Annotated in this window: 20 protein-coding genes; 11 read left to right on the top strand and 9 right to left on the bottom strand. The window is 61.6% G+C overall.

Annotation, left to right across the window (positions count from 1 at the left end):
* Nucleotides 1–2: 2 nt before the first annotated feature.
* Nucleotides 3–626, top strand: a complete 624-nt coding sequence (locus HDE72_RS23635) for a trimeric intracellular cation channel family protein (RefSeq protein WP_183746808.1) — start codon at nt 3–5, stop codon at nt 624–626.
* Between the two features lie 9 nt (nt 627–635).
* Here HDE72_RS23635 and gabD read toward each other — a convergent pair whose 3' ends face one another.
* The gene (gene gabD / locus HDE72_RS23630) at nt 636–2,090 is read right to left on the bottom strand and encodes an NADP-dependent succinate-semialdehyde dehydrogenase (RefSeq protein ID WP_183746805.1); all 1,455 of its coding nucleotides are present in this window, start codon (nt 2,088–2,090) and stop codon (nt 636–638) included.
* 169 nt (nt 2,091–2,259) lie between these two features.
* Between gabD and HDE72_RS23625 the strand changes: the two genes are divergently transcribed.
* A complete protein-coding gene (locus tag HDE72_RS23625; RefSeq protein WP_183746802.1) occupies nt 2,260–2,652 on the top strand; it encodes a hypothetical protein in 393 nt (130 codons plus the stop codon).
* A gap of 3 nt (nt 2,653–2,655) precedes the next feature.
* Here HDE72_RS23625 and HDE72_RS23620 read toward each other — a convergent pair whose 3' ends face one another.
* On the bottom strand, nt 2,656–3,801 hold the full coding sequence (locus tag HDE72_RS23620; protein ID WP_183746800.1) for an MFS transporter: 1,146 nt from the start codon (nt 3,799–3,801) through the stop codon (nt 2,656–2,658).
* Nucleotides 3,802–4,018: 217 nt separating this feature from the next.
* Here HDE72_RS23620 and HDE72_RS23615 point away from each other — a divergent pair, with 217 nt between their 5' ends.
* From HDE72_RS23615 to HDE72_RS23585, 7 genes are all read left to right on the top strand, one after another.
* Nucleotides 4,019–4,801: a gamma-glutamyl-gamma-aminobutyrate hydrolase family protein gene (locus tag HDE72_RS23615; protein WP_183746797.1), complete on the top strand. Its 783-nt coding sequence runs from the start codon at nt 4,019–4,021 to the stop codon at nt 4,799–4,801.
* Between the two features lie 70 nt (nt 4,802–4,871).
* On the top strand, nt 4,872–6,242 hold the full coding sequence (locus HDE72_RS23610; RefSeq protein WP_183746794.1) for a glutamine synthetase family protein: 1,371 nt from the start codon (nt 4,872–4,874) through the stop codon (nt 6,240–6,242).
* 10 nt (nt 6,243–6,252) lie between these two features.
* Nucleotides 6,253–7,713: an aspartate aminotransferase family protein gene (locus HDE72_RS23605; RefSeq protein WP_183746791.1), complete on the top strand. Its 1,461-nt coding sequence runs from the start codon at nt 6,253–6,255 to the stop codon at nt 7,711–7,713.
* A gap of 134 nt (nt 7,714–7,847) precedes the next feature.
* On the top strand, nt 7,848–8,996 hold the full coding sequence (locus HDE72_RS23600) for an ABC transporter ATP-binding protein (protein WP_183746788.1): 1,149 nt from the start codon (nt 7,848–7,850) through the stop codon (nt 8,994–8,996).
* Between the two features lie 7 nt (nt 8,997–9,003).
* On the top strand, nt 9,004–9,933 hold the full coding sequence (locus tag HDE72_RS23595) for an ABC transporter permease subunit (RefSeq protein WP_183746785.1): 930 nt from the start codon (nt 9,004–9,006) through the stop codon (nt 9,931–9,933).
* Complete coding sequence (locus tag HDE72_RS23590) at nt 9,930–10,778, top strand: ABC transporter permease (protein ID WP_183746782.1); 849 nt, start codon at nt 9,930–9,932, stop codon at nt 10,776–10,778. The genes HDE72_RS23595 and HDE72_RS23590 overlap by 4 nt, the downstream gene beginning before the upstream one ends.
* 30 nt (nt 10,779–10,808) lie before the next feature.
* On the top strand, nt 10,809–12,305 hold the full coding sequence (locus HDE72_RS23585) for an aldehyde dehydrogenase (protein WP_183746779.1): 1,497 nt from the start codon (nt 10,809–10,811) through the stop codon (nt 12,303–12,305).
* 14 nt (nt 12,306–12,319) lie between these two features.
* Here HDE72_RS23585 and HDE72_RS23580 read toward each other — a convergent pair whose 3' ends face one another.
* The gene (locus tag HDE72_RS23580) at nt 12,320–13,012 is read right to left on the bottom strand and encodes a DUF899 family protein (protein ID WP_183746776.1); all 693 of its coding nucleotides are present in this window, start codon (nt 13,010–13,012) and stop codon (nt 12,320–12,322) included.
* A 231-nt stretch (nt 13,013–13,243) separates the two neighbouring features.
* Here HDE72_RS23580 and HDE72_RS23575 point away from each other — a divergent pair, with 231 nt between their 5' ends.
* The gene (locus tag HDE72_RS23575; RefSeq protein WP_260176885.1) at nt 13,244–14,764 is read left to right on the top strand and encodes a GDSL-type esterase/lipase family protein; all 1,521 of its coding nucleotides are present in this window, start codon (nt 13,244–13,246) and stop codon (nt 14,762–14,764) included.
* A 46-nt stretch (nt 14,765–14,810) separates the two neighbouring features.
* On the opposite strand, the gene panB is transcribed toward HDE72_RS23575, so the two are convergent.
* From panB to HDE72_RS23545, 6 genes are all read right to left on the bottom strand, one after another.
* The gene (gene panB / locus HDE72_RS23570) at nt 14,811–15,686 is read right to left on the bottom strand and encodes a 3-methyl-2-oxobutanoate hydroxymethyltransferase (RefSeq protein ID WP_183746769.1); all 876 of its coding nucleotides are present in this window, start codon (nt 15,684–15,686) and stop codon (nt 14,811–14,813) included.
* Nucleotides 15,687–15,795: 109 nt separating this feature from the next.
* The gene (gene folK, locus HDE72_RS23565) at nt 15,796–16,266 is read right to left on the bottom strand and encodes a 2-amino-4-hydroxy-6-hydroxymethyldihydropteridine diphosphokinase (protein WP_183746766.1); all 471 of its coding nucleotides are present in this window, start codon (nt 16,264–16,266) and stop codon (nt 15,796–15,798) included.
* 5 nt (nt 16,267–16,271) lie between these two features.
* Nucleotides 16,272–17,630, bottom strand: coding sequence for a polynucleotide adenylyltransferase PcnB (gene pcnB, locus HDE72_RS23560; protein ID WP_183746763.1), 1,359 nt, complete (start codon nt 17,628–17,630; stop codon nt 16,272–16,274).
* Nucleotides 17,623–18,297, bottom strand: a complete 675-nt coding sequence (locus HDE72_RS23555; protein ID WP_183746760.1) for an HAD family hydrolase — start codon at nt 18,295–18,297, stop codon at nt 17,623–17,625. The genes pcnB and HDE72_RS23555 overlap by 8 nt, the downstream gene beginning before the upstream one ends.
* Nucleotides 18,294–18,962, bottom strand: coding sequence for a DnaA regulatory inactivator Hda (hda, locus tag HDE72_RS23550; protein ID WP_183746757.1), 669 nt, complete (start codon nt 18,960–18,962; stop codon nt 18,294–18,296). The genes HDE72_RS23555 and hda overlap by 4 nt, the downstream gene beginning before the upstream one ends.
* Nucleotides 18,963–19,039: 77 nt before the next feature.
* Nucleotides 19,040–20,122, bottom strand: a complete 1,083-nt coding sequence (locus HDE72_RS23545; protein ID WP_183746754.1) for an AI-2E family transporter — start codon at nt 20,120–20,122, stop codon at nt 19,040–19,042.
* A 198-nt stretch (nt 20,123–20,320) separates the two neighbouring features.
* Between HDE72_RS23545 and purM the strand changes: the two genes are divergently transcribed.
* Entirely contained in the window at nt 20,321–21,364 is a 1,044-nt protein-coding gene (purM, locus tag HDE72_RS23540) for a phosphoribosylformylglycinamidine cyclo-ligase (RefSeq protein ID WP_183746751.1), read from the top strand.
* Nucleotides 21,365–21,417 lie beyond the last annotated feature (53 nt).

Below are 21,417 nucleotides of genomic sequence, written 5' to 3'. Positions count from 1 at the left end.
CCATGCTGTTACATACGATATACCTGGTGGCGATCGTCGCCGAAGCGATGTCTGGCGCCATCATGGGCATGCGGCGCGGCATGGACTTGTTCGGCATCTGCATGATAGGCACCGTCACCGCGCTGGGCGGCGGCACCATCCGCGACATGCTGCTGGGGCACTATCCGCTGGGCTGGATCGCGCATCCCGAATACCTGTTGTTTACCGTCGGCGCGGCCGTCGTCACGGCCATTGTGGCGCGCTATCTGCACCATTTGCGCACCATCTTCTTGCTGGTCGATGGCCTGGGCCTGGTGGCCTTTTGCGTGATCGGCTGCGACATCGCCATGGGCGCCGGTATGCATCCGGCCATCGTGGTGCTGGCGGGGATGATCACGGGCGTCTTCGGTGGCCTGCTGCGCGATATTTTGTGCAACCAGATTCCATTGGTATTGCAGCGCGAAGTGTATGCCACCGTGGCCTTGTTTACAGGCAGCCTGTACGTGGGCCTGCTGCACTTCAAGGTTGACAGCTCGGTGGCGCAATTGTCTTCAATCGCAGCCGGCTTCCTGTTTCGTTTCCTGGCCCTGCATTTTGCGTGGCGGCTGCCGAACTTCAATGGCGACCGCATACGGGGCTTTGAATAAGCGCCTGTTTTAAATCCCGCCCATGCAGATGTATTTGATCACCAGGTAATCGGCGATGCCGTAATGTGACCCTTCGCGGCCCAGGCCTGATTGCTTGACGCCGCCGAACGGCGCTACCTCGGTCGAGATCAGGCCCGTGTTGACGCCCACCATGCCCGATTCGAGTCCTTCGGCGACCCGCCAGATGCGGCCGATATCGCGCGAATAGAAATACGCGGCCAGGCCGAATTCCGTGTCGTTGGCCAGCGCGATGGCTTCTTCATCCTTGTGGAAGCGGAACAGGGGCGCCAGCGGACCGAAGGTTTCTTCGCGCGCCACCAGCATCTCGCTGGTGACGTCGGCGATCACCGTGGGCTGGAAGAAGCTGTGGCCCAATGCGTGGCGCTTGCCGCCGGTGAGCAGGCGGCCACCCTTGGCCAGCGCGTCGGCCACATGCTGTTCCACCTTCTTGACGGCTTTTTCTTCGATCAAGGGACCCTGTGTGACGCCGTCATCGACCCCATTGCCGACCTTGAGTTTTTCTACTGCCGCCACCAGTTTTTCAGCGAAGGCGTCGTACACGCCATCCTGCACATACAGGCGATTGGCGCACACGCAGGTCTGGCCCGCGTTGCGGTATTTCGAGGCGATGGCGCCTTCCACGGCGGCGTCCAGGTCGGCATCGTCAAACACGATGAAGGGCGCATTGCCGCCCAGTTCCAAGGACAGTTTTTTAATCGTGGGCGCGCACTGGCGCATCAGCATGCGGCCCACTTCCGTCGATCCTGTGAAACTGAGTTTGCGCACCAGCGGGTTCGATGTCATCTCGTCGCCGATCTCTTGCGAAGAGCCCGTGATCACATTGAAGACGCCGGGCGGTATGCCGGCCCGCTCGGCCAGTACGGCCAGCGCCAGCGCGGAAAATGGCGTCAGCCCGGCCGGCTTGACGATGATGGGGCAACCCGCCGCCAGCGCCGGGCCCACCTTGCGCGTGATCATCGCAGCAGGGAAATTCCACGGCGTGATGGCGGCGCAGACGCCGATCGGCTCTTTGGTCACCAGGATGCGGCGGTCCGGCCATGGCGACGCCAGGGTGTCGCCCGCCACGCGTTTGCCCTCTTCGGCAAACCATTCGATGAACGAGGCTGCATACTGCACTTCGCCCTTGGCTTCCGCCAGCGGCTTGCCCTGTTCCGCCGTCATGATCAGCGCCAGATCATCGGCGTGCTCCAGCATCAAGTCGTTCCAGCGGCGCAGATAGCCCGCGCGCTCGGCCGCGCTTTTCTTGCGCCAGGCTGGCCAGGCCGCGTTGGCGGCAGCAATCGCCTGCGCTGTTTCCTGCGTACCCATAGCCGGTACGTGGCCGAGGGTATCGCCAGTGGCGGGGTTGAGCACGTCCGCGTGCTTGCCGCCATCGGCGTCCAGCCACTGGCCATTGATATAGCATTGCTGGCGCAGCAGCGCCGGGTCTTTGAGCTTGAGCATGTCCGGAACTCCAGGTTGGCGTGGCTTTCCATGGTAGACCTTTTTGCGGGCCGCACGATAGCAGCTGTGTTGGGCAGCGCACGCATGGGGTAAAGGGAAGGCAGGATTTCGCTCTACCCGTCAGATAGTTCGGCTACACTGGCTTTGTCACCAATAAGGGAGGCCAGGCATGAATACTAACGACGACAAGAACGCGCCAACGGGCAATCAAGCGCCTAAAAAAGCGCCCGATTACCTGACGCGCTGGCGCATTCCACTTGGGCTGGCGGTCGCCGTGCTGCTCACCTTGAATCTGACCGGCGTGGACTGGTTCCGCAAGAAGCCGGAGCCAGTCCGGCCAGCTGCGGAATCGGCGCCGGTATCGCAGCAAGCAGCGCTGGCTGCGCCCTCGCCGGCAGCGGCAAAGCTGGACCCCGCCACCTGGCTGGTCAAGATCGACGCCTTGCTGAAGGCGGGCGATGTCCGGACAGCGCAGGACGAATGGCGTGCTTTCAAACAGGCCAACCCCGATTATCCGGTGGCCGAGGAATTGCAGCAACGGCTGGCGACGCTGAAGAAATAGCGGCTAGGCGATAGCCTTTTTGCGTTCCCACACGGCGCTGCCGACAAAGATGGCGGCGCACACCCACATCACGGCAGGCAGCGCGTTCACGCCGACGGACTGCATCAGCACGCCCGTCAGCAGGGGGCCGCCGCCGCTGGTCACGCCCCAGGTGGCGTTGACGATGGCGCTGGCGCTGGTCAGCGACAAGCCTGTAAACCGTTCGCCACAGGCGACCAGCGCCAGCATGTAGATGCCGCCCGCGGCCGCGCCCAACAGCAGCAGCAAGGTCCACCACAGCCACGGCGTATGGACGGCAAACGGCAGCAGCGGCAGCAGCACGCAGACAGCTACGCCGCAACCCGCATGCACTTTGGCGCGGCCATAACGATCAGCCATCCATCCCAGCGCGAACTGCAAACCCGTATCGCCCACCAGCACCACCGTGGCCGACAGCAGGGCCAGGTCGGTGGCGATCCCGTGCCGCATCGCGTACAGCGGCAGCAGGCTGAGCGCGAGGGTATCGAACAGGGCAAAGAAGGCCGCGCCCAGCACGATCATCGGCATACGCGGCAGGATCAAGGTCCACTTGACGCCTTGCTCTTGCGCTTCTTGCTGCGGGCCGCTGTTCGAGATCAGCATCAGTCCCGGCAAGGCCAGCAGGAACAACAGGCCGCAGGCGGCGAAGCTCCAGCTGATCTTGTCGTTGAAAAGCGCCACCAGGGCCGGACCGATCAGCTGGAAAAAAGTAAAGCTGGTGGTGTACATGGCCACCACCCGTCCCCGCGAATTGTCGGGCGCCAGGCGATTGACCCACGCTTCACCGATGGTAAACAGCACGCCCATGGCGCCGCCGAACACAAAGCGCAGCATGCTCCAGGCCAGCAGGCTGTCGCTGAACTGCATGGCGATGGTGGCCAGGGATGCGGCCCACACGGCGCCCAGCATGGTGGCGCGCGGACCGAAGCGTGCTACCCAGCGGGCCACGAACGGGGAAGCGGCCAGGATGCCGATGGCGCTGACGGCCGTGATCATGCCGATGATGTCGGTGCCCACGCCGCGCTGGTCCAGCGTCAGCGCCGTGAGCGGCATGGTGGCGCCCAGTCCCAGGCCCACCACGCCGATGCTGACCACCAGGGCAAAGAAGTCGCGCCATGGCATCTGCTTCATGGCTGTCCTTGCGTATCAAGTGGGGAAGAAGGCGTGGAAAAAAGGCGTTCGGTCATGGAGTAGTGGATAGATTTTGCTGGCGATGCTGGTGTTTGGCGCCAGACGGGCATATGATGAATTTAAAAGCAACACGGCAAAGCCGCTAGTGTAGCCCGAGTCCGTGCCTTGAGTGTGCCTCGGCTTGCCATTTGATTGTTACGTCAGCGAGGTAGCCTATATGCGCCGTCCCATCGTTCTCGTTCCCGCCTGCCAGCGCCAGCTTGGCAATCATGTCTGGCATATGGCGCAGGACAAATACCTGCACGCCGTGCTGCTGGGCGCCGGTTGCATGCCGCTGGTCTTGCCCGCGTTCGGCGCCAATATTGATCTCTATGATCTCGATGCTGCGCTGCGTATCGCCGACGGCGTCTTGCTGACCGGCGCCGCATCGAATCTCGATGCGCACCTGTATGGCGAAGAAATCCGCTTTCCCGAGCTGCCGCAAGATCCTGCCCGCGATGCCACCACCTTGCCCTTGATACGCGCGGCGCTGGCCCGCAAGCTGCCCTTGCTGGCCATATGCCGGGGCTTCCAGGAAGTCAATGTGGCGCTGGGCGGCAGCTTGCACCAGGCCGTGCATGCGGTGGCCAACATGCAGGATCACCGCGAAGATCTGCGCGAGCCTCTTGAGCGCCAGTACGGCCCAGCGCACCGGGTGCGCTTGACGCCGGGCGGCTTGTTGTCGCGCATCCTGGGTGGCGAGAGCGAGATGATGGTCAATTCCCTGCATGGCCAGGGCGTGGCCCGGTTGGCCGATGGTTTAAGTGTCGAAGCGCTGGCCGACGATGGCCTGGTCGAAGCCTTTACGGTAGCGGGCGCTGACAGTTTCGCGATGGCGGTACAGTGGCATCCAGAGTGGCAAGTTGAAAGCAATCCTTTATCGATGCGGCTGTTCGGCGCCTTTGGCCAGGCTTGCCGCGATTTTCAAGAACAGCAGCATCGCCTGACAGCAGCAGATTGAACGGGCGCGCCGCCGCAGTGAGAATTTGTTTCAATACGCGGCGCTTGATCAAGACCAGCGAGAGGGAAGCATGGCAATACGCGAAAATTTCACTTATACCGATATGGATTTGTGGCTCAATGAAAAGCGGGTCACGGAAATAGAATGCCTGGTGCCTGACTTGACCGGGGTAGCGCGGGGGAAGATACTGCCGCGCGCAAAATTTACCCAGGAGCGCGGCATGCGCATCCCGGAAGCGGTGCTGGGCATGACGGTGACGGGCAATTATCCCGTCGACGATGGCGGTTATGACCGCGCCATTTCCAGCACCGACCGCGACATGATTCTGAAGGCCGACCCCACCACCATCACCATGGTGCCGTGGGCCACCGATCCCACCGCGCAAGTGATCCACGACTGTTATTTTTCCGACGGCATGCTGGTCGATTTCGCGCCCCGCTCGGTGCTGCGCCGGGTACTGAAACTGTACGCAGACAAGGGCTGGAAACCGGTGGTGGCGCCTGAGCTGGAGTTCTACCTGACGGCAAAAAACACCGACCCGGACCTGCCATTGAAGCCGCCCATCGGCCGCAGCGGCCGCGCCGAAACCAGCCGTCAGGTGTACAGCATCGACGCCGTCAACGAGTTCGATCCGCTGTTCGAGGATATCTACGATTACTGCGAATTGATGAACCTGGACGTCGATACCCTGATCCATGAAATCGGCGCCGGGCAGATGGAAATCAACTTCCTGCACGGCGATCCGCTGGGCCTGGCCGACAAGGTGTTTTTCTTCAAGCGCACCCTGCGCGAAGCAGCGCTCAAGCACGATATGTACGCCACCTTCATGGCCAAGCCGATGGCCGGCGAACCAGGGTCCGCCATGCATGTGCACCAGAGCGTGACCGATGCGAAGACGGGCTTGAATATCTTCAGCAACGAAGACGGCTCGGCCGCCGCCATTTTCAAGCATTACATTGGCGGCCTGCAGCGCTATATGCCGTCGGCCATGGCCATCGTCGCACCGTATGTGAATTCCTACCGCCGCATCGTGCGCCACACGGCCGCGCCCATCAACATCCAGTGGGGGCTGGATAACCGCACGGTGGGGTTTCGCGTGCCCGAATCGGGTGTGCAGGACCGCCGCATTGAAAACCGCATCATCGGCGCCGACGCCAATCCCTACCTTGCCCTGGCCGTGACCCTGGCCTGCGGCTACCTGGGCATGGTGGAACAGATCGAGCCGACGCCGATGATGGTGGGCAGCGCCTACGACATGAAATTCGAACTGCCGCAGGGCTTGCCCGAGGCACTGCAGCTGCTGCGCGCGGAAGACAAATTGCGCACGGTGCTGGGCGAACGTTTTATTGACGTATATGCCGCCATCAAGGACCTGGAGCACCAGGAGTTCATGACCGTCATCAGCCCCTGGGAACGCGAACACCTCTTACTTCACGTCTAAGGGAGCAAGCATGAGCACAACAAACAATCCGCTGGCGCCCGGCGCCGCCCTCGTCGCCTCGGTGGCGCAGAAAAACGCCACGCCGCAAGTGTTCGACACGGCTGCCATCCAGCAGCTCGATACTGCCCACTACCTGCATCCATTCACCGATTTCCAGGACCTGGCCGCCAAAGGTGCGCGCGTGATCGTGCGCGGCGATGGCGTCTACCTGTGGGATAGCCAGGGGAAAAAGATCGTCGATGGCATGTCGGGCCTGTGGTGCGTCAACGTGGGGTATGGCCGCACTTCGATTTCGCAAGCCGTGTACCGGCAGATGGAAACCCTGCCGTTCTATAACAGCTTTTTCGGCACCACCAATGTGCCTGCCGCGCAGCTGGCGGCCAAGCTGGCGCAGATATCGCCGCCGCAGTTCCAGCACGTGTTCTTTACCAGCTCCGGTTCGGAAGCGAATGACACCAATCTGCGCATGGTGCGCCGCTATTGGGATTTGCTGGGCTACCAGGAGCGCCATACCATCATCAGCCGCCACAACGCGTATCACGGCAGCACTGTGGCGGGCGCGTCCCTGGGCGGCATGGATGGCATGCATGCGCAGGGCGGCTTGCCTATCCCTGGCATCGTCCATATCGGCCAGCCCAATTACCTGGAAGCGGGCCACGGCTTGACGCCGGAAGCGTTTGGCCTGAAGGCAGCTGGGTGGCTGGAAGACAAAATCCTGGAAGTGGGTCCCGACAAGGTGGCAGCTTTTATCGGCGAACCGGTGCAGGGCGCCGGTGGCGTGATCATCCCGCCAGCCACTTACTGGCCCGAGATACAGCGCATCTGCGACAAGTACGGCGTCTTGCTGATCGCCGATGAAGTCATCTGCGGCTTCGGCCGCCTGGGGCGCTGGTTCGGCTCCGAACTGTTTGGCATCCGGCCTGACCTGATCACCTTTGCCAAGGGCGTCACGTCCGGCTATGTGCCGCTGGGCGGCGTGCTGGTAGGCGACAGGGTCGCCAGGGTCTTGATCGAGAAGGGCGGCGAATTCACGCACGGTTTCACGTATTCGGGCCACCCGGTGGCGTGCGCGGCGGCGCTGGAAAATATCCGCATCATCGAAGAAGAAAACCTGGTGCGCAAGGTGGCAGAGGATACGGGGCCGTATCTGCAACAGCGCTTCGCCAGCCTGGCGGCGCATCCGCTGGTCGGCTACACCGATAGCTGCGGCCTGGTGGCAGGTCTGAACCTGGTGCGCAGCAAGGGACAGACCGTGCATGAAAATGTGCTGTTTGACGAAGACCAGGGCGTGGGCATGATCTGCCGCCGCCACATGTTCGACAATGGCGTGATCATGCGCGCCGTGGGCGAGCGCATGATCGTCGCGCCGCCGCTGGTCATGACGCGCGCGCAGATCGACGAGATGGTGGCCCTGATTCGGCTATGCCTGGACAAGACCTACGTGGAAGTGCAGGAAAAGGGCTGGGTGTAGGTTTTTGCCCAATTTTGCCGTCATCTGCGCATTTTTTGGACCGCAATCGCGGCAGTTCCGCTAAACTTCCATCTTGGCCGCTCATCGAGCGGCCAGTTTTTCATTTTGATACCCTCTTGCCAAAGCACCCACACATGACGATAGCAACACCTGCCGCGTCGGCCAGCGACGCCCAAGCGCCATTTTTGCTGATTGAGCAGCTGGTCAAGGAATTCGATGGCGTGCGCGCCGTCGACGCCATTTCCGTGACGATCAACAAGGGCGAGATTTTCGCCTTGCTGGGCAGTTCAGGCTGCGGCAAGTCGACCCTGCTGCGCATGCTGGCCGGTTTCGAGACGCCGACTTCGGGCGCCATCGCGCTGGCGGGGAACAGCATCGTCGACGTGCCGCCGCATCAGCGGCCGATCAATATGATGTTCCAGTCGTATGCGCTGTTTCCGCACTTGTCCGTGTGGGACAACATCGCCTTCGGCCTGCGCCGCGACGGCTTGCCGAAAGCGGAGATCAGCGCGCGCGTGGAGCAGATGCTGGCGCTGGTGCAGCTGACGCAATACGCCAAACGCAAGCCGCACCAGCTGTCGGGCGGGCAGCAGCAGCGCGTGGCGCTGGCGCGCAGCCTGGCCAAGCGCCCGCAATTGCTGTTGCTGGACGAGCCGCTGGGCGCGCTCGACAAGAAGCTGCGCGAACGTACGCAGATGGAACTGGTCAACATCATCGAACAGGTGGGTGTCACCTGCGTGATGGTCACGCATGACCAGGATGAAGCGATGAGCATGGCCACGCGCATCGCCGTCATGAGCGAAGGACGCATCCTGCAGGTGGGCGCGCCCGGTGAAATCTATGAAACGCCGAACTGCCGCTTCGTTGCCGACTTTATCGGCAGCGTGAATTTGTTCGATGGCCGCATCGCGGAAGACGAACCCGGTCACGTGGTGGTCGATACGCCAGAAGGCCGCCAGTATGTCGCCCACGGCATCACGGGCAACCTGGGCATGGATGTCTCGGTGGCCGTGCGCCCAGAAAAAATCGCCATCCAGACCGATGCTCCCACACTCGAAGAACGCGCTTCGCCAGCGGAACACGGCTACAACTGCGCCCAGGGCGTGATCGTCGCCATGGCGTATTTTGGCAATGAAACCAGCTACCACGTGCGCCTCGACAGCGGCACGGTGGTGAAAGTCTCGCGCACCAACGCAGCCCGCCATGACGTCGCACGCCTCGAGCGCGAGCAGCGCGTGTGGGTCTGGTGGGATGGCGCCGACATCGTCGTGCTGACCAGCTGAGGCCATCATGAAGTCCATTTTGCAAACGCTGCGTAGTTTCGTGACTCTGCGCTGGATAACGGGGAAAAATGCCGTCATCGCCGTGCCGGCGCTGTTCCTGACAATCGCCTTTTTGATCCCCTTCCTGATCGTGCTGCGCATCAGCCTCTCCGACATGGACACGGCCGGCAGTCCCTTCGGCGGCTTGCTGTCGTATGTCGACGGCATCGTCGTATTGAAGGTCAAGATCGCCAATTACCTGTTTATCGCCGCCGATGAACTGTATCTGCTGACCTACCTCAGTTCCATCAAATACGCGGCCATCACCACCGCCATTTGCCTGGTGATCGGCTACCCGTTTGCCTATTTCATGGCGCGCGCCAAGCCCTCCATCCGTCCCGTGCTGATGATGCTGGTGATGCTGCCCTTCTGGACTTCTTTTTTGCTGCGCGTATATGCGTGGAAGGGTATTTTGGCCAACCAGGGCTTGCTGAACGACTTGCTGCTATCCCTGGGTCTGATCAGCGCACCGCTGCACATGATGAACACTTCGTTCTCGCTGATCGTCGGCATGGTCTACGCCTATCTGCCCTTCATGATCTTGCCGCTGTACGCCAACCTGGTGAAAATGGACATGCGCTACCTGGAAGCGGCGGCCGACCTGGGCGCCACGCCGCTGCAGGCGTTCTGGCGCATCACCGTGCCGTTGTCGAAGTCGGGCATCATCGCCGGCGCCATGCTGGTTTTCATTCCGTCGGTGGGTGAATATGTGATCCCCGAGCTGCTGGGCGGCCCGGAAACCTTGATGATAGGGCGCGTGCTGTGGGATGAATATTTCACGAATAACGACTGGGCCATGGCCTCGTCGGTGACGGTGCTGGTGATCCTGCTGATCCTGGTGCCGATGGCAATTTTTAAAAAATACAAGACGGACCAGGACGCGGGGGAGCGCACATGAACGGACGTACCATTTTGCAGCGCTGGTTCGGCCGCGGCTGGCTTTCGCTGGGCTATCTGTTCCTCTACCTGCCCATCATCGTGCTGATCGTCTTTTCGTTCAACAGCTCGCGCCAGGACATGGTGTGGAGCGGTTTTTCGCTGCGCTGGTATAGCGAATTGATGAACGACAGCGAGATCATTTCCGGCTTTGGCCTGTCGCTGAAGATCGCCTTTTTCTCGGCCACGTCGTCCGTGATCCTGGGTACGTTTGCCGCATTTGCCCTGAACAGCTACCAGCGCTTCCGTGGCCGCACCCTGTTTTCTTCGATGGTCAGCGCGCCGCTGGTGATGCCGGAAGTGATCATCGGCCTGTCGCTGCTGCTGATGCTGGTGTCCATGCAAAAGGTGTTCGGTTTTCCCGAGCGTGGCGTGCTGACGATCTGGCTGGGCCACACCTTGCTGGGCATGGCCTATGCGGCCGTGGTGGTGCAATCGCGCTTGCAGGAAATGAGCAAGTCGCTGGCCGAGGCGGCGATGGACCTGGGCTGCCGGGCGCACCAGGTGTTTTTCCTGGTGACCCTGCCCAATATCACGCAGGCGCTGGCGTCGGCCTGGCTGCTGACATTTACCCTGTCGCTGGATGATGTGGTGCTGTCGGCCTTCTTGTCTGGCCCCGGCTCGACGACGATGCCGCTGGTGATCTTCTCGCGTGCGCGCCTGGGCCTGGACCCGCGCGTGAACGCCGTGGCCGCCCTGACGATTCTGGTGGTGACGATTGCCGTGATCATTTTCAGCGTGATGCTGGCGCGCGCCGACCGGCGCCGCCGCAAGCAGATGTCCGCCGCCTACGCACAGGAAGAGTAGACTGCTGTTTCGATTACAAAGGAGACAGCCATGGCAGAGGCAGCGGCAACAGACTGGCACGCGCGGGCAGATGAACTGAAAATCGATGGCCGTGCCTTCATCGACGGCCAGCGCGTTGCGGCCTTGTCGGGGCAGGTATTCGACAATCTGTCGCCCATCGATGGCCGTTTGCTGGGACAGGTGGCGCGCTGCGATGGCGCAGACGTGGATGCAGCGGTGCAGGCAGCCCGCGCCGCCTTTGACCAGCGCCGCTGGGCCGGCAAGTCGCCCGCGCAGCGCAAGCGCGTGCTGCTCAAGTTTGCCGACCTGGTGCAAAAGCACGGCCCCGAGCTGGCGCTGCTCGAAACCCTGGACATGGGCAAACCGATCAAATACAGCCTGAGCGTGGACGTGGGCGCCACGGCCAATTGCCTGCGCTGGTATGGCGAAGCGATCGACAAGGTCTACGATGAAATCGCCCCCACGCCCGCCAACAGCCTGGCCCTGATCACGCGCGAACCCGTGGGTGTGGTCGCCGCCATCGTGCCATGGAATTACCCGATGATCATGGCCGCCTGGAAGATCGCTCCCGCGCTCGCGGCGGGCAACAGCGTAATTCTCAAACCGTCTGAAAAATCGCCCTTGACGGCCTTGCGCCTGGCCGAGCTGGGCCTGGAAGCAGGCTTGCCACCCGGCGTCTTGAACGTGCTGCCCGGTTATGGCCACGAAGCGGGCGCCGCGCTGGCCCTGCACATGGATGTCGATTGCATCGCTTTTACGGGTTCCACGCGCACGGGAAAATTGATCGTGCAGATGGCGGGCCAGTCGAATTTGAAACGGACATGGACTGAACTGGGCGGCAAGTCGGCCAACATCGTTTGCGCCGATTGTCCTGACCTCGATAAAGCCGTGGCCGCCGCCGTCGGTTCCATCTTTTTCAACCAGGGCGAAAGCTGCAATGCGCCGTCGCGCTTGTTCGTGGAAGAATCGATCAAGGCTGAGTTCATGCAAAAAGCGCTGGCCATGCTGCCGCGCTTCCAGCCTGGCGATCCGCTGGACGAGTCTACTGTGATGGGCGCCATCGTCGACGCCACGCAGATGAGCACCGTGATGGCGTATATTGCGGCCGGCAAGCGCGAAGGCGCGCAGTTGCTGGGTGGCGGCGAACCGGCGCGCACGGAAACGGGCGGCCACTACGTGCAGCCGACCATCTTTGATGGCGTCGATGGCAGCATGACGATTGCGCGCGAAGAGATCTTCGGGCCCGTCTTGTCGGTGCTGGGTTTTACGGATATTGCCGAGGCAGTGAAGCAGGCCAACGCCACGCCCTACGGCTTGCAGGCAGCCGTGTGGACTTCCGATATCAGCAAGGCCATCCAGACGGCACGTGCGCTGCGCGCCGGCACCGTCCACGTCAACCAGTACGACGGCGACGATATCACGGTGCCGTTCGGCGGCTACAAACAGTCGGGCAATGGCCGCGATAAATCCCTGCACGCGCTCGACAAATACACGGAATTGAAAACGACCTGGATACAGGTGGGCTGATAGGCCGAATAGGCCTAGTACGCCAGCTTCGGATACCAGTCCTTGCCGCGTCCAGCCGGCGTCAAGTCCAGCAAGTTCCACAAGGGCGTCGGATCGGGTGCGCCGCGCGGGTCTTGTCCCGGGTCTTGCGTGCCACCCAGTTCCGCGCCCCAGAAGTGGTAGACCTTGCCGTTGCGTTTGACCCAGATGTCGAGCGCCGGCCATTCGCTGCCGTCCGGCGCCAGTCCCCGGTAATCGCGCGCATAACTGTCATCAAGCGTTGCGTAGAACGGCAGGTTTTTCCAGCCGCGCTCGCGGGCGAAAGCCAGTTGCCGCTCGACTGGCGAGCGGCCGATCACGGCCACGGCGATGCGCTGGCGCAGGTCGGCCATCGGCATATCCAGGGACCCCAGGAAGGCGGTGCACATGGGGCATGGGCGCTGCCGCTGCGGGCCGTACATCCAGAAATAAGTCAGCAAGGTGTCATGTGCACCAAACAGGTCGGGCAGGTGCACGGTCTTGCCGTTTTCATCCTTGAAGGCATAGTCTGGCGGCTCGCCGCCCAGCGGCAAGGCGCGCCGTTGCTGCGCGACGCGCTCGATATGGCGCCGCAATTCGATTTCCTCGGCCAGCAAGGCTAGCCGCGCGCTGCGGTATTCGGCGCTGTCGTTCGGATAGGGCTTGCTGGCCTTGGCTGCCAGTGTGGTGGCGGGTTCCAGTGTGCTCATGTCGTGCTCCCTGTCTCAGTGAATTGCCAGGAGGGTCAAGCTACGCCGTTGATGGCCAGCCGGATGTGCGCTGCTTCACGCATGTTCCGCAGTTTCTTTGTATTTTCAATATTTTGCTTTACAGATACCTTTTCCATGTGCAACTATTCTATTTATTGCAATCTTATTATTGGGAGAAAGTGCATGAAGGTCAGACTGAATCAGCTAAAAAATGTGGCATTGGCGTTATTGTTGGCGAGTAGCATACCCGCGCTGGCCCAGTCCAGCGCTGCGGATGTGCCCTGGACCGGTACATGGGCGGTCACGCCGTGGACCACCGGCGACGCCGGTTTTAACAACCAGACTATTCGCCAGATCGTCTATACAAGTATCGGCGGTTCGGCGGCGCGGGTGCGGCTGTCTAACCTGTTCGGTAGCGAGCCCTTGCTAATCGGTAACGTGCATATCGCACTGCGCGACAGGGACGCCCGCATCATCCCGGGCAGCGACCGTTTGGCGACGTTTGGCGGCCAGACGGCGATCACCATCCCGCGCGGCGCGGAAGTGCTCAGCGATGCGGTGGCCCTGGATGTGCCGGCGTTGGGCAATGTGGCGGTCAGCATCTATCTGCCTGGCCGCACGGCGAATAATTCCACCGGCCACGCCGGTTCGCTGCAAGACGTGTACATCGCGCCGGGTGACGTGGGCGGCAGCGTCGATTTGCCGGGCGGCAGCGCCAATTCGGTCAGCGGCCAGGCGTATTATTTCCTGACGGGCCTGGACGTGCAAAACCCGGCGGCGACCGGCGCCGTGGTGGCGTTCGGCGCGTCGATCACCGATGGCATCGCGTCGCGCGGCAATGTGAACCGGCGCTGGCCGAACGACCTGGCGCGCCGTTTGCAACAGGCCAATATGACGGTCGGCGTGCTGAACCAGGGTATCAGCGGCAATAACTTTTTCTACGATGGCGCCGGCCAGGCTGGCCGCACCCGCTTCAATCGTGATGCCTTGCAGCAAGCTGGCGTGAAATGGGTGATCGTTTCGGACGACGCGGTCAATAGCCTGAACAATGGCAATCCGCCACCGGCAGCCGATTTTATCGCCGTGTACAAGGAGTTGATCGCCCAGGCGCATCAGGCCAACGTCAAGTTCCTGTGCTCGACCTTGACGCCATTTCACGGCACGCCGCAATGGACGCCGGCCGCCGAAAACGTTCGTGCCCAGCTGGAAGCGTTCATGAAAAGTCCGGATAGCGGTTGCGACGCCATCGTCGACCAGGCGCTGGCGACCAGCGATCCAGCCGACCGCACTCGCTATTTGCCTGCCTTCAATGCCGGCGACAGCCTGCATCCGAATGAAGAGGGCTTGCAGGCGATTGCCGACGCCGTACCGCTGAATAAACTGCGCTTGCTGCCGGCCGTGACGAAACCGCAAGTCTGCGGCCAGTTATTGACTGGCGAAGGCTTGTTGCGCGGCGAAACGCTGAGCTCCTGCGACGGGCGTTTTACGTTCAGCCTGGGCCAGGATGGCAACCTGACACTCGCCGATGGCGACACGCAATTATGGGCCAGCGGCACGGCTGGCAGCAGCGCAGCTGAAGTCGTGTTGCAAGACGATGGCAGGCTGGTTCAATACGATGTGAAGGGCAATGTGCTGTGGCAAAGCGACAGCAGCAGCCATCCGGGCGCCGTGGCCTTCTTGCAAAATGACGGGAATTTGGTGATCTACAGTAACAACCAGCCGGTGTGGGCATCGAATACCTGCTGCCACTGAGTTGCTTGAGGTGTGGCCGCCTCGGACGGCCACACCTGAAATACGATCAGAAGCAGTGTTCCGGCGCCGGGAAGCTGCCTTCCTTGACGGCTTTCACATAGCCGGTGACGGCGTCATCGATGCTGCTGGCGCCTTCCATGAAGTTGCGCACGAAGCGCGCCTTGCGGCCCGGGAATACGCCCAGCAGATCGTGCATGACCAGCACCTGGCCCGAGCAGTCAGGGCCGGCGCCGATGCCGATGGTGGGAATCGCCAGCAGTTCCGTGACTTCCTTGCCCAGCGTGGATGGAACCGCTTCGATCACGACCAGCGAGGCGCCGGCTTTTTGCAGCGCCAGCGCATCGCTTTTCAGCAGTTCAGCGCTTTCGATGCTTTTGCCCTGCACCTTGTAGCCGCCCAGCTGATGCACCGATTGCGGCGTCAGGCCCAGGTGGGCGCAGACGGGCACCGAGCGCTCGGTGAGGAATTTCACGGTATCGGCCAGCCAGGCGCCGCCTTCGATCTTGATCATGTGGGCGCCAGCCTGCATCAGGGTGACGGCATTGTTAAACGCCGTTTCGGGCGTGCCATAGGCGCCGAATGGCAGGTCGGCCACGATCAGGGCGGACTTGCTGCCACGCGCGACGGCGGCCGTGTGGTAAGCCAGTTCGGCCACAGTGACGGGCAGGGTCGAGTGATGGCCATTGCAGACCATGCCCAGCGAATCGCCGATCAACAGCACTTCCACGCCGCAGCGGTCCATCAGCGACGCGAAGCTGGCGTCGTAGCAGGTCAGCATGGTGATTTTTTCACCGGCGGCGCGCAGGGCGGACAGCGCCGGGATGGTGACAGCCTTGGCGGCGACAGGCTTTACAGGCGCCGGCGCAGGGGCGGCGGCCTTGTCTTTCGCAGCCAGATCTGTTCCTTGCAAATAAGCGGACATAAGAATTCTCAAGAGTGAATAGGGGGTGACGCAGATGCACGCCGCTAGTGTAGACCTTTATTCAGCAGCGTGCAGCGGCGGCATTTTATTGCATGGATGGTGATAATGCTCAGAGCTTGCTGATGGCCTGGTCTGCCACTTTGGGCAAAAAAGCTTGCGCAGGGCCTGCGCCAGGCACGGCGATGGCGGGCGCCAACTCCAGCAAAGGCACCAGCACGAAGGCGCGCTCGGTCAATCTCGGATGGGGCACGCTCAAGGTAGGGCTGCTGATCTGTTGATCGCCATACAGCAGCAAGTCCAGGTCCAGCGTGCGCGGGGCGTTGCGGTAAGGCCGCTCGCGCCCATGCGCCGTTTCGATGGCGTGCAGCGCCTGCAGCAGTGCTTCCGCCGGCAGGCTGGTGCGGATGTGGGCGACGGCGTTGATGTAGTCGTCGCCGCTGGAGTCGATCGGCGCCGTGCGGTAGCTGCTGGACGCCGCCAGCAAAGTGGCGCCAGGCAGGCGCGCCAGGCGCGCGATGGCGTCTTGCACATTCGCGCGCGCATCGCCCAGGTTGGCGCCGATGCCGATGTAGGCGTTCACTCGCACTATTCGCCGCTGGTGGAGCCAGTGCTGGTCTTGCTGCGGCTGCTGCGGCGTGGCGGGCGTTTTTTCTTGACCGCGCCGGGGGCTGCGTTGGCGCTGACGAGCAGCGCTTCGCGCGTCTCTTCGTCGCCTTCATAAAAGGCGGTCCACCATTCGCCCAGTTCCATCTCGATTTCACCGGAAGCGCAGCGCAGCAGCAGGAAGTCGTAGCCGGCGCGGAAGCGCAAATGTTCCAGCAATTTGTACGGCGCCTTGCCGACCCGGCGTTCAAAACGGGGCTGCATCGACCAGATGTCGCGCATGTCGGAACCGATCTTGCGCTGCAGGGCCAGTTTTTCCGTTTGCGAGTCGAGCACGTCGTCGGCCGCCAGGTGCAGCGCGGGTATCGTCGATTCGCCGGCGGTGCGGTAGGCGGTCCATTTTTCCAGCACCTGGTGCCACAGCAGCGAGGCGAACAAGAAGCCGGGCGAAACGGTCTTGCCAGCGGCGATGCGGGCGTCCGTGGCGTCCAGCGCCAGGGTGACGAATTTTGCGCCCAGCGGCTGTTCCAGCACCACGTCCAGCAGCGGCAGCAAGCCGTGATGCAAGCCTTCCTTGCGCAGCTGCTGCAAACAGGCCAGCGCATGGCCGCTCATGAGCAGTTTGAGCATTTCATCGAATACGCGCGGCGCCGGCACATTGTTGATCAGGGTAGCCATCACCGGGATAGGCGCGGCGGTGGCTGGCTCGATGGTGAATTTCAGCCTGGCGGCGAAACGCACCACGCGCAGCATGCGCACCGGGTCTTCGCGGTAGCGCTCTTCCGGCTTGCCTATCATGCGCAAGGTCTGGGCGCGGATATCTTCCACGCCGCCATGGTAGTCCAGCACTTCTTGCGTGGCCGGGTTGTAGTACATGGCGTTGATGGTGAAATCGCGGCGCAGCGCATCTTCGTGCTGCAGGCCGAAGGTATTGTCGCGCAGTACGCGGCCATGCTCATCCTTGGGCGCGGAATCGGCACCGGCGCCACGGAAGGTGGTCACTTCCAGCAAGTCCTGGCCAAACATCACGTGGACGATCTGGAAACGCTTGCCGATGATGAAGGCGCGGCGGAACAGCTTTTTCACCTGTTCCGGCGTGGCGTTGGTGGCGATGTCGAAGTCTTTCGGCTTCACGCCCAGCAGCAAATCGCGCACGGCGCCGCCGACCACGAAGGCCTCAAAGCCCGCTTCCTGCAGGCTGCTGGTGACGCGGATGGCGTTCGAGGTCACCAGTTTCGGATCGATTCCGTGTTGCGCAGGACCGAGCACGGTGGCTACCGTGGCGTCGCGCGCTGCCTCTTTTTTAACGCCGAGGATCTTGCGGATGAATTTTTTAATCATTGAATAAGTGGAGTGATGGCCAGCCGTGGATCGATGCATGTGCGCTCAAAGCGGCGTTGGGATTGGTTGCGACGGGGTGGGTAACAACCGACATCAGCGGAATGTCATTATGCGAATCGCTGTAAAAATAACTGCGCTCGAACTGGCCCAGCTGCTTGCCCAGCTTTTCCAGCCAGGCGTGGGTGTGGGTCAGCTTGCCGGCGCCCAGGGTTGGCGTGCCGAGCAGCTTGCCCGTGATGTTGCCTTCGGCATCGAACTCGGGCATGGCGGCGATCAGGTGTTCGACCCCCAGCGCGTCGGCGATCGGCTTGGCGACAAAATAATTGGTGGCGGTGACGATGGCCACCAGGTCGCCCGCGTCGCGGTGCTGCTGCAACAGCGTCAGCACCGATGGCAAGATCGCCGGCTGTATGACTTCGACCATGAATTGCTGGTATAACTGGTCGAGTTGGGTGCGCGGAAATTGCGACAGCGTGCCCAGCACGAATTCCAGGTATTCCACTGCATCGAGCGTGCCAGCCTTGTATTGCTCATAAAAATCAGCATTGCGCTTGGCGTACTGCACGCCGTCGATCAGTCCGGTGCGTGCCAGGAAATTGCCCCACTCATTGTCGGAGTCGATGGGCAGCAGGGTGTGGTCGAGGTCAAACAGGGCCAGATTCATCATTCTTTCGCTTCCGCCTGCAGCAACTCGCGCAACAATGGCAAGGTGATCGGGCGTTGGGTTTCCAGGGAATAGAGGTCGAGGGAGTCCAGCATCGTCGACAGCGAACGCATGTCGCGCCGGAAATGGGACAGCAGATAGGGTAACACGCCCGGCGACAAGGTCAAGCCACGGGTAGCCGCCGCCTGGGTCAGGGCGGCAATTTTTTCATCGTCGGTCAAGCCGTGGATCTGGTAGATCAAGCCCCAGCCCATGCGCGTGCGCAAGTCTTCGCGTACCGGCAGCACGGCAGGCGGCACGGCGCCGCTGCACACCATGAAGGCCTGGTTGGCGCGGATTTCATTAAATAGCGCAAAGGCGTCGATCTGCGCCAGCGGCGACAGCTTTTCGCAATCGTCCAGCAGATACAGGTCCACCTCGGGCGAGTAGACGAATTCGGACTCGATCGAGAATGGCGAAATATAGCGCGCGCGCTCGGTGCTGGCCAGGGCCTTGAGCAGATGGCTCTTGCCGGCAGCCAGTTCGCCCCACAGATAGGCAAAATGCTCGCGCGACGTGCGCGTGGCGAACTGGCGCATTAAATGCGCCACCTCGGCATTCTGTCCCACCTCGAAGGTATCGAGGCTGTGCGCCTGCTCTGTGCCTAAATCGAGCACCAGTTGTTTCATGGCGTACGCCTTGTCCTGTTTTTCATTACTGCTTGTGCATCATTGGTATTGCCATTTTAATATGGATTCCGCTTTTATTATGTATTATAAAAGCTGCTGGATAGATAGTGGCGTCTTAGATGCCTAAAAACGACCATCAGGATGGCAGAAGCCGGTAAAGCCAGCAAAACGCCGACAAAACCGAACAATTGTCCAAATGCCAGCAAGGCGAAGATTACGGCCAAGGGATTGAGGCCGATGCGCTCGCCTACCAGCCGTGGCGTGAGGAAAAAGCCTTCGAAAACCTGGCCGCATCCATAGATCACGGCCACGGCGACGACGCCGCTCCAGTCGGCAAATTGCAGCAGGGCGGCGATCAGCGCCAGCACCAGTCCCAGTCCGAAGCCCAGATAGGGAATAAATACCAGCAAGCCCGTGATGATGCCGACAGGCAACGCGACTTCGAAGCCGGCGATGGTCAAGGCAATTGAATAATAAGTGGCCAGCACCAGCATCACCAGCAACTGGCCGCGCAGGTATTGCGCCAGCAGGGTATCGACTTCCTGCGCCATGCTGACCGTGCGGCCCACCCAGCGGCGCGGCACGGCGCCGGCCACGCGCGCCAGCATCGGGTGCCAGTCCAGCAGCAGGTAAAACAGCACCACGGGGATCAGCACGCCGGTAGCCAGCCAGCCCAGCACGGCCGTGCCGCCGGTGCGCGCCGAAGCGAGCACGGTGCTCCAGATTTCATCGCCGCTGGCCGCCATCTGCTGGCTCAATATGCGCTTGATGCCGGTGCCGTCCAGGCGCACGCGGATGCCCAGGTCGCGCAGTTTCGGCGCAAGCAGTTCATTTGCCTTGGTCAGAAATTGCGGAATCTGCGCCTGCAGCAGCGGAATTTCCTTTTGCAGCACCGGCACCACGATCAGGATCAGGGCGGCTATCGCCAGGAAAAACAACAGTACCACCGCCAGCACGGCCAGCGGACGGGGCAGATAAAAGCGTTTGTAGTGCAGGCGTTGCAAACGGTCCACGCCGGGATTGAGTACGTAGGCGAGGATGGCGGCGGCCAGGAAAGGCGTCAATATCGGCCCCAGGCTGACCAGCAAGAGCAGGAATGCCAGCCAGACCGCGATCCAAAATGCTGTTTGCTTCTGTTCGGCGGTGATGGGCAATGGCATGAAGTTTGGGCTTTTGCGTTAAAAAAAGGCAGTTAATTACGAAATGGCGGGGCAGTTTGATAAAATAGCGTCTTGAACGACCGAATTGACCGGCTGGCGATCTGCCGCCTCGATGTCGAAAACATCGGTGCGGACGTGCGTCAGCGGTTATCCGCCTTCTATCGCCTTCTATTTTACCGCCTCCGCAGCCACCACACCATGAACCAGACTTCTAATGTTTCCCTTTCCTACCGTGACGCCGGCGTCGACATCGACGCAGGCGACGCTTTAGTCGAAGCAATCAAGCCGTTCGCCAAGCGCACCCTGCGCGAAGGCGTGATGGGCGGCCTGGGCGGTTTTGGCGCCATGTTTGAAATCAGCAAGAAGTACAAGGAGCCGGTATTAGTTTCCGGCACCGATGGCGTCGGCACCAAATTGCGCCTGGCATTTGAATTGAACCGCCACGACACGGTCGGCATCGACCTGGTGGCCATGAGCGTCAACGACATCCTGGTACAAGGCGCCGAGCCTTTGTTCTTCCTCGACTACTTCGCTTGCGGCAAGCTGGACGTGGCGATCGCCACCGACGTCATCAAGGGCATCGCCCAGGGTTGCGAACAAGCGGGCTGCGCACTGATCGGCGGCGAAACGGCGGAAATGCCGAGCATGTACCCTGCCGGCGAATACGACTTGGCAGGTTTTGCCGTTGGCGCCGTGGAAAAAGCCAACATCATCGACGGCAGCAAGATCGCTCCGGGCGACGTGGTACTGGGCCTGGCCTCGTCGGGCGTGCACTCGAACGGTTACTCGCTGGTGCGCAAGATCATTGAAGTGGCGAAACCTGACCTGGAAGGCGACTTCCACGGCCGCAAGCTGGCCGATGTGCTGATGCAGCCAACGCGCATCTACGTCAAGCCGTTGCTGGCGCTGATGGCCACACTGGAAGTCAAGGGCATGGTGCACATCACCGGCGGTGGCCTGGTGGAAAACATTCCACGCGTGCTGCAGCCTGGCCTGGTTGCCGAGCTGGACTCCAAATCGTGGACCATGCCGCCGCTGTTCACCTGGCTGCAACAGCACGGTGGCGTGGCCGATGCTGAAATGCACCGCGTCTTCAACTGCGGTATCGGCATGACCGTCATCGTCTCGGCAGAAAACGCCGACGCCGCCATCGCCCAGTTGCAAGCGGCTGGCGAAACCGTCTCGCGCATCGGCACCATCCGTGCCCGCGTCGGTGATGAGCACCAGACTATCGTCATTTAAGTTTTCATACTTTTAAAAAGCGGACCGCGCCCCTGGCGCCGTCCGCTTTTTTC

The organism is Janthinobacterium saanense (assembly GCF_014200675.1).
Classification (GTDB): domain Bacteria; phylum Pseudomonadota; class Gammaproteobacteria; order Burkholderiales; family Burkholderiaceae_D; genus Janthinobacterium.
Note: the sequence above shows the minus strand (reverse complement) of the source record. Positions and strands in the feature narration are given on the sequence as shown.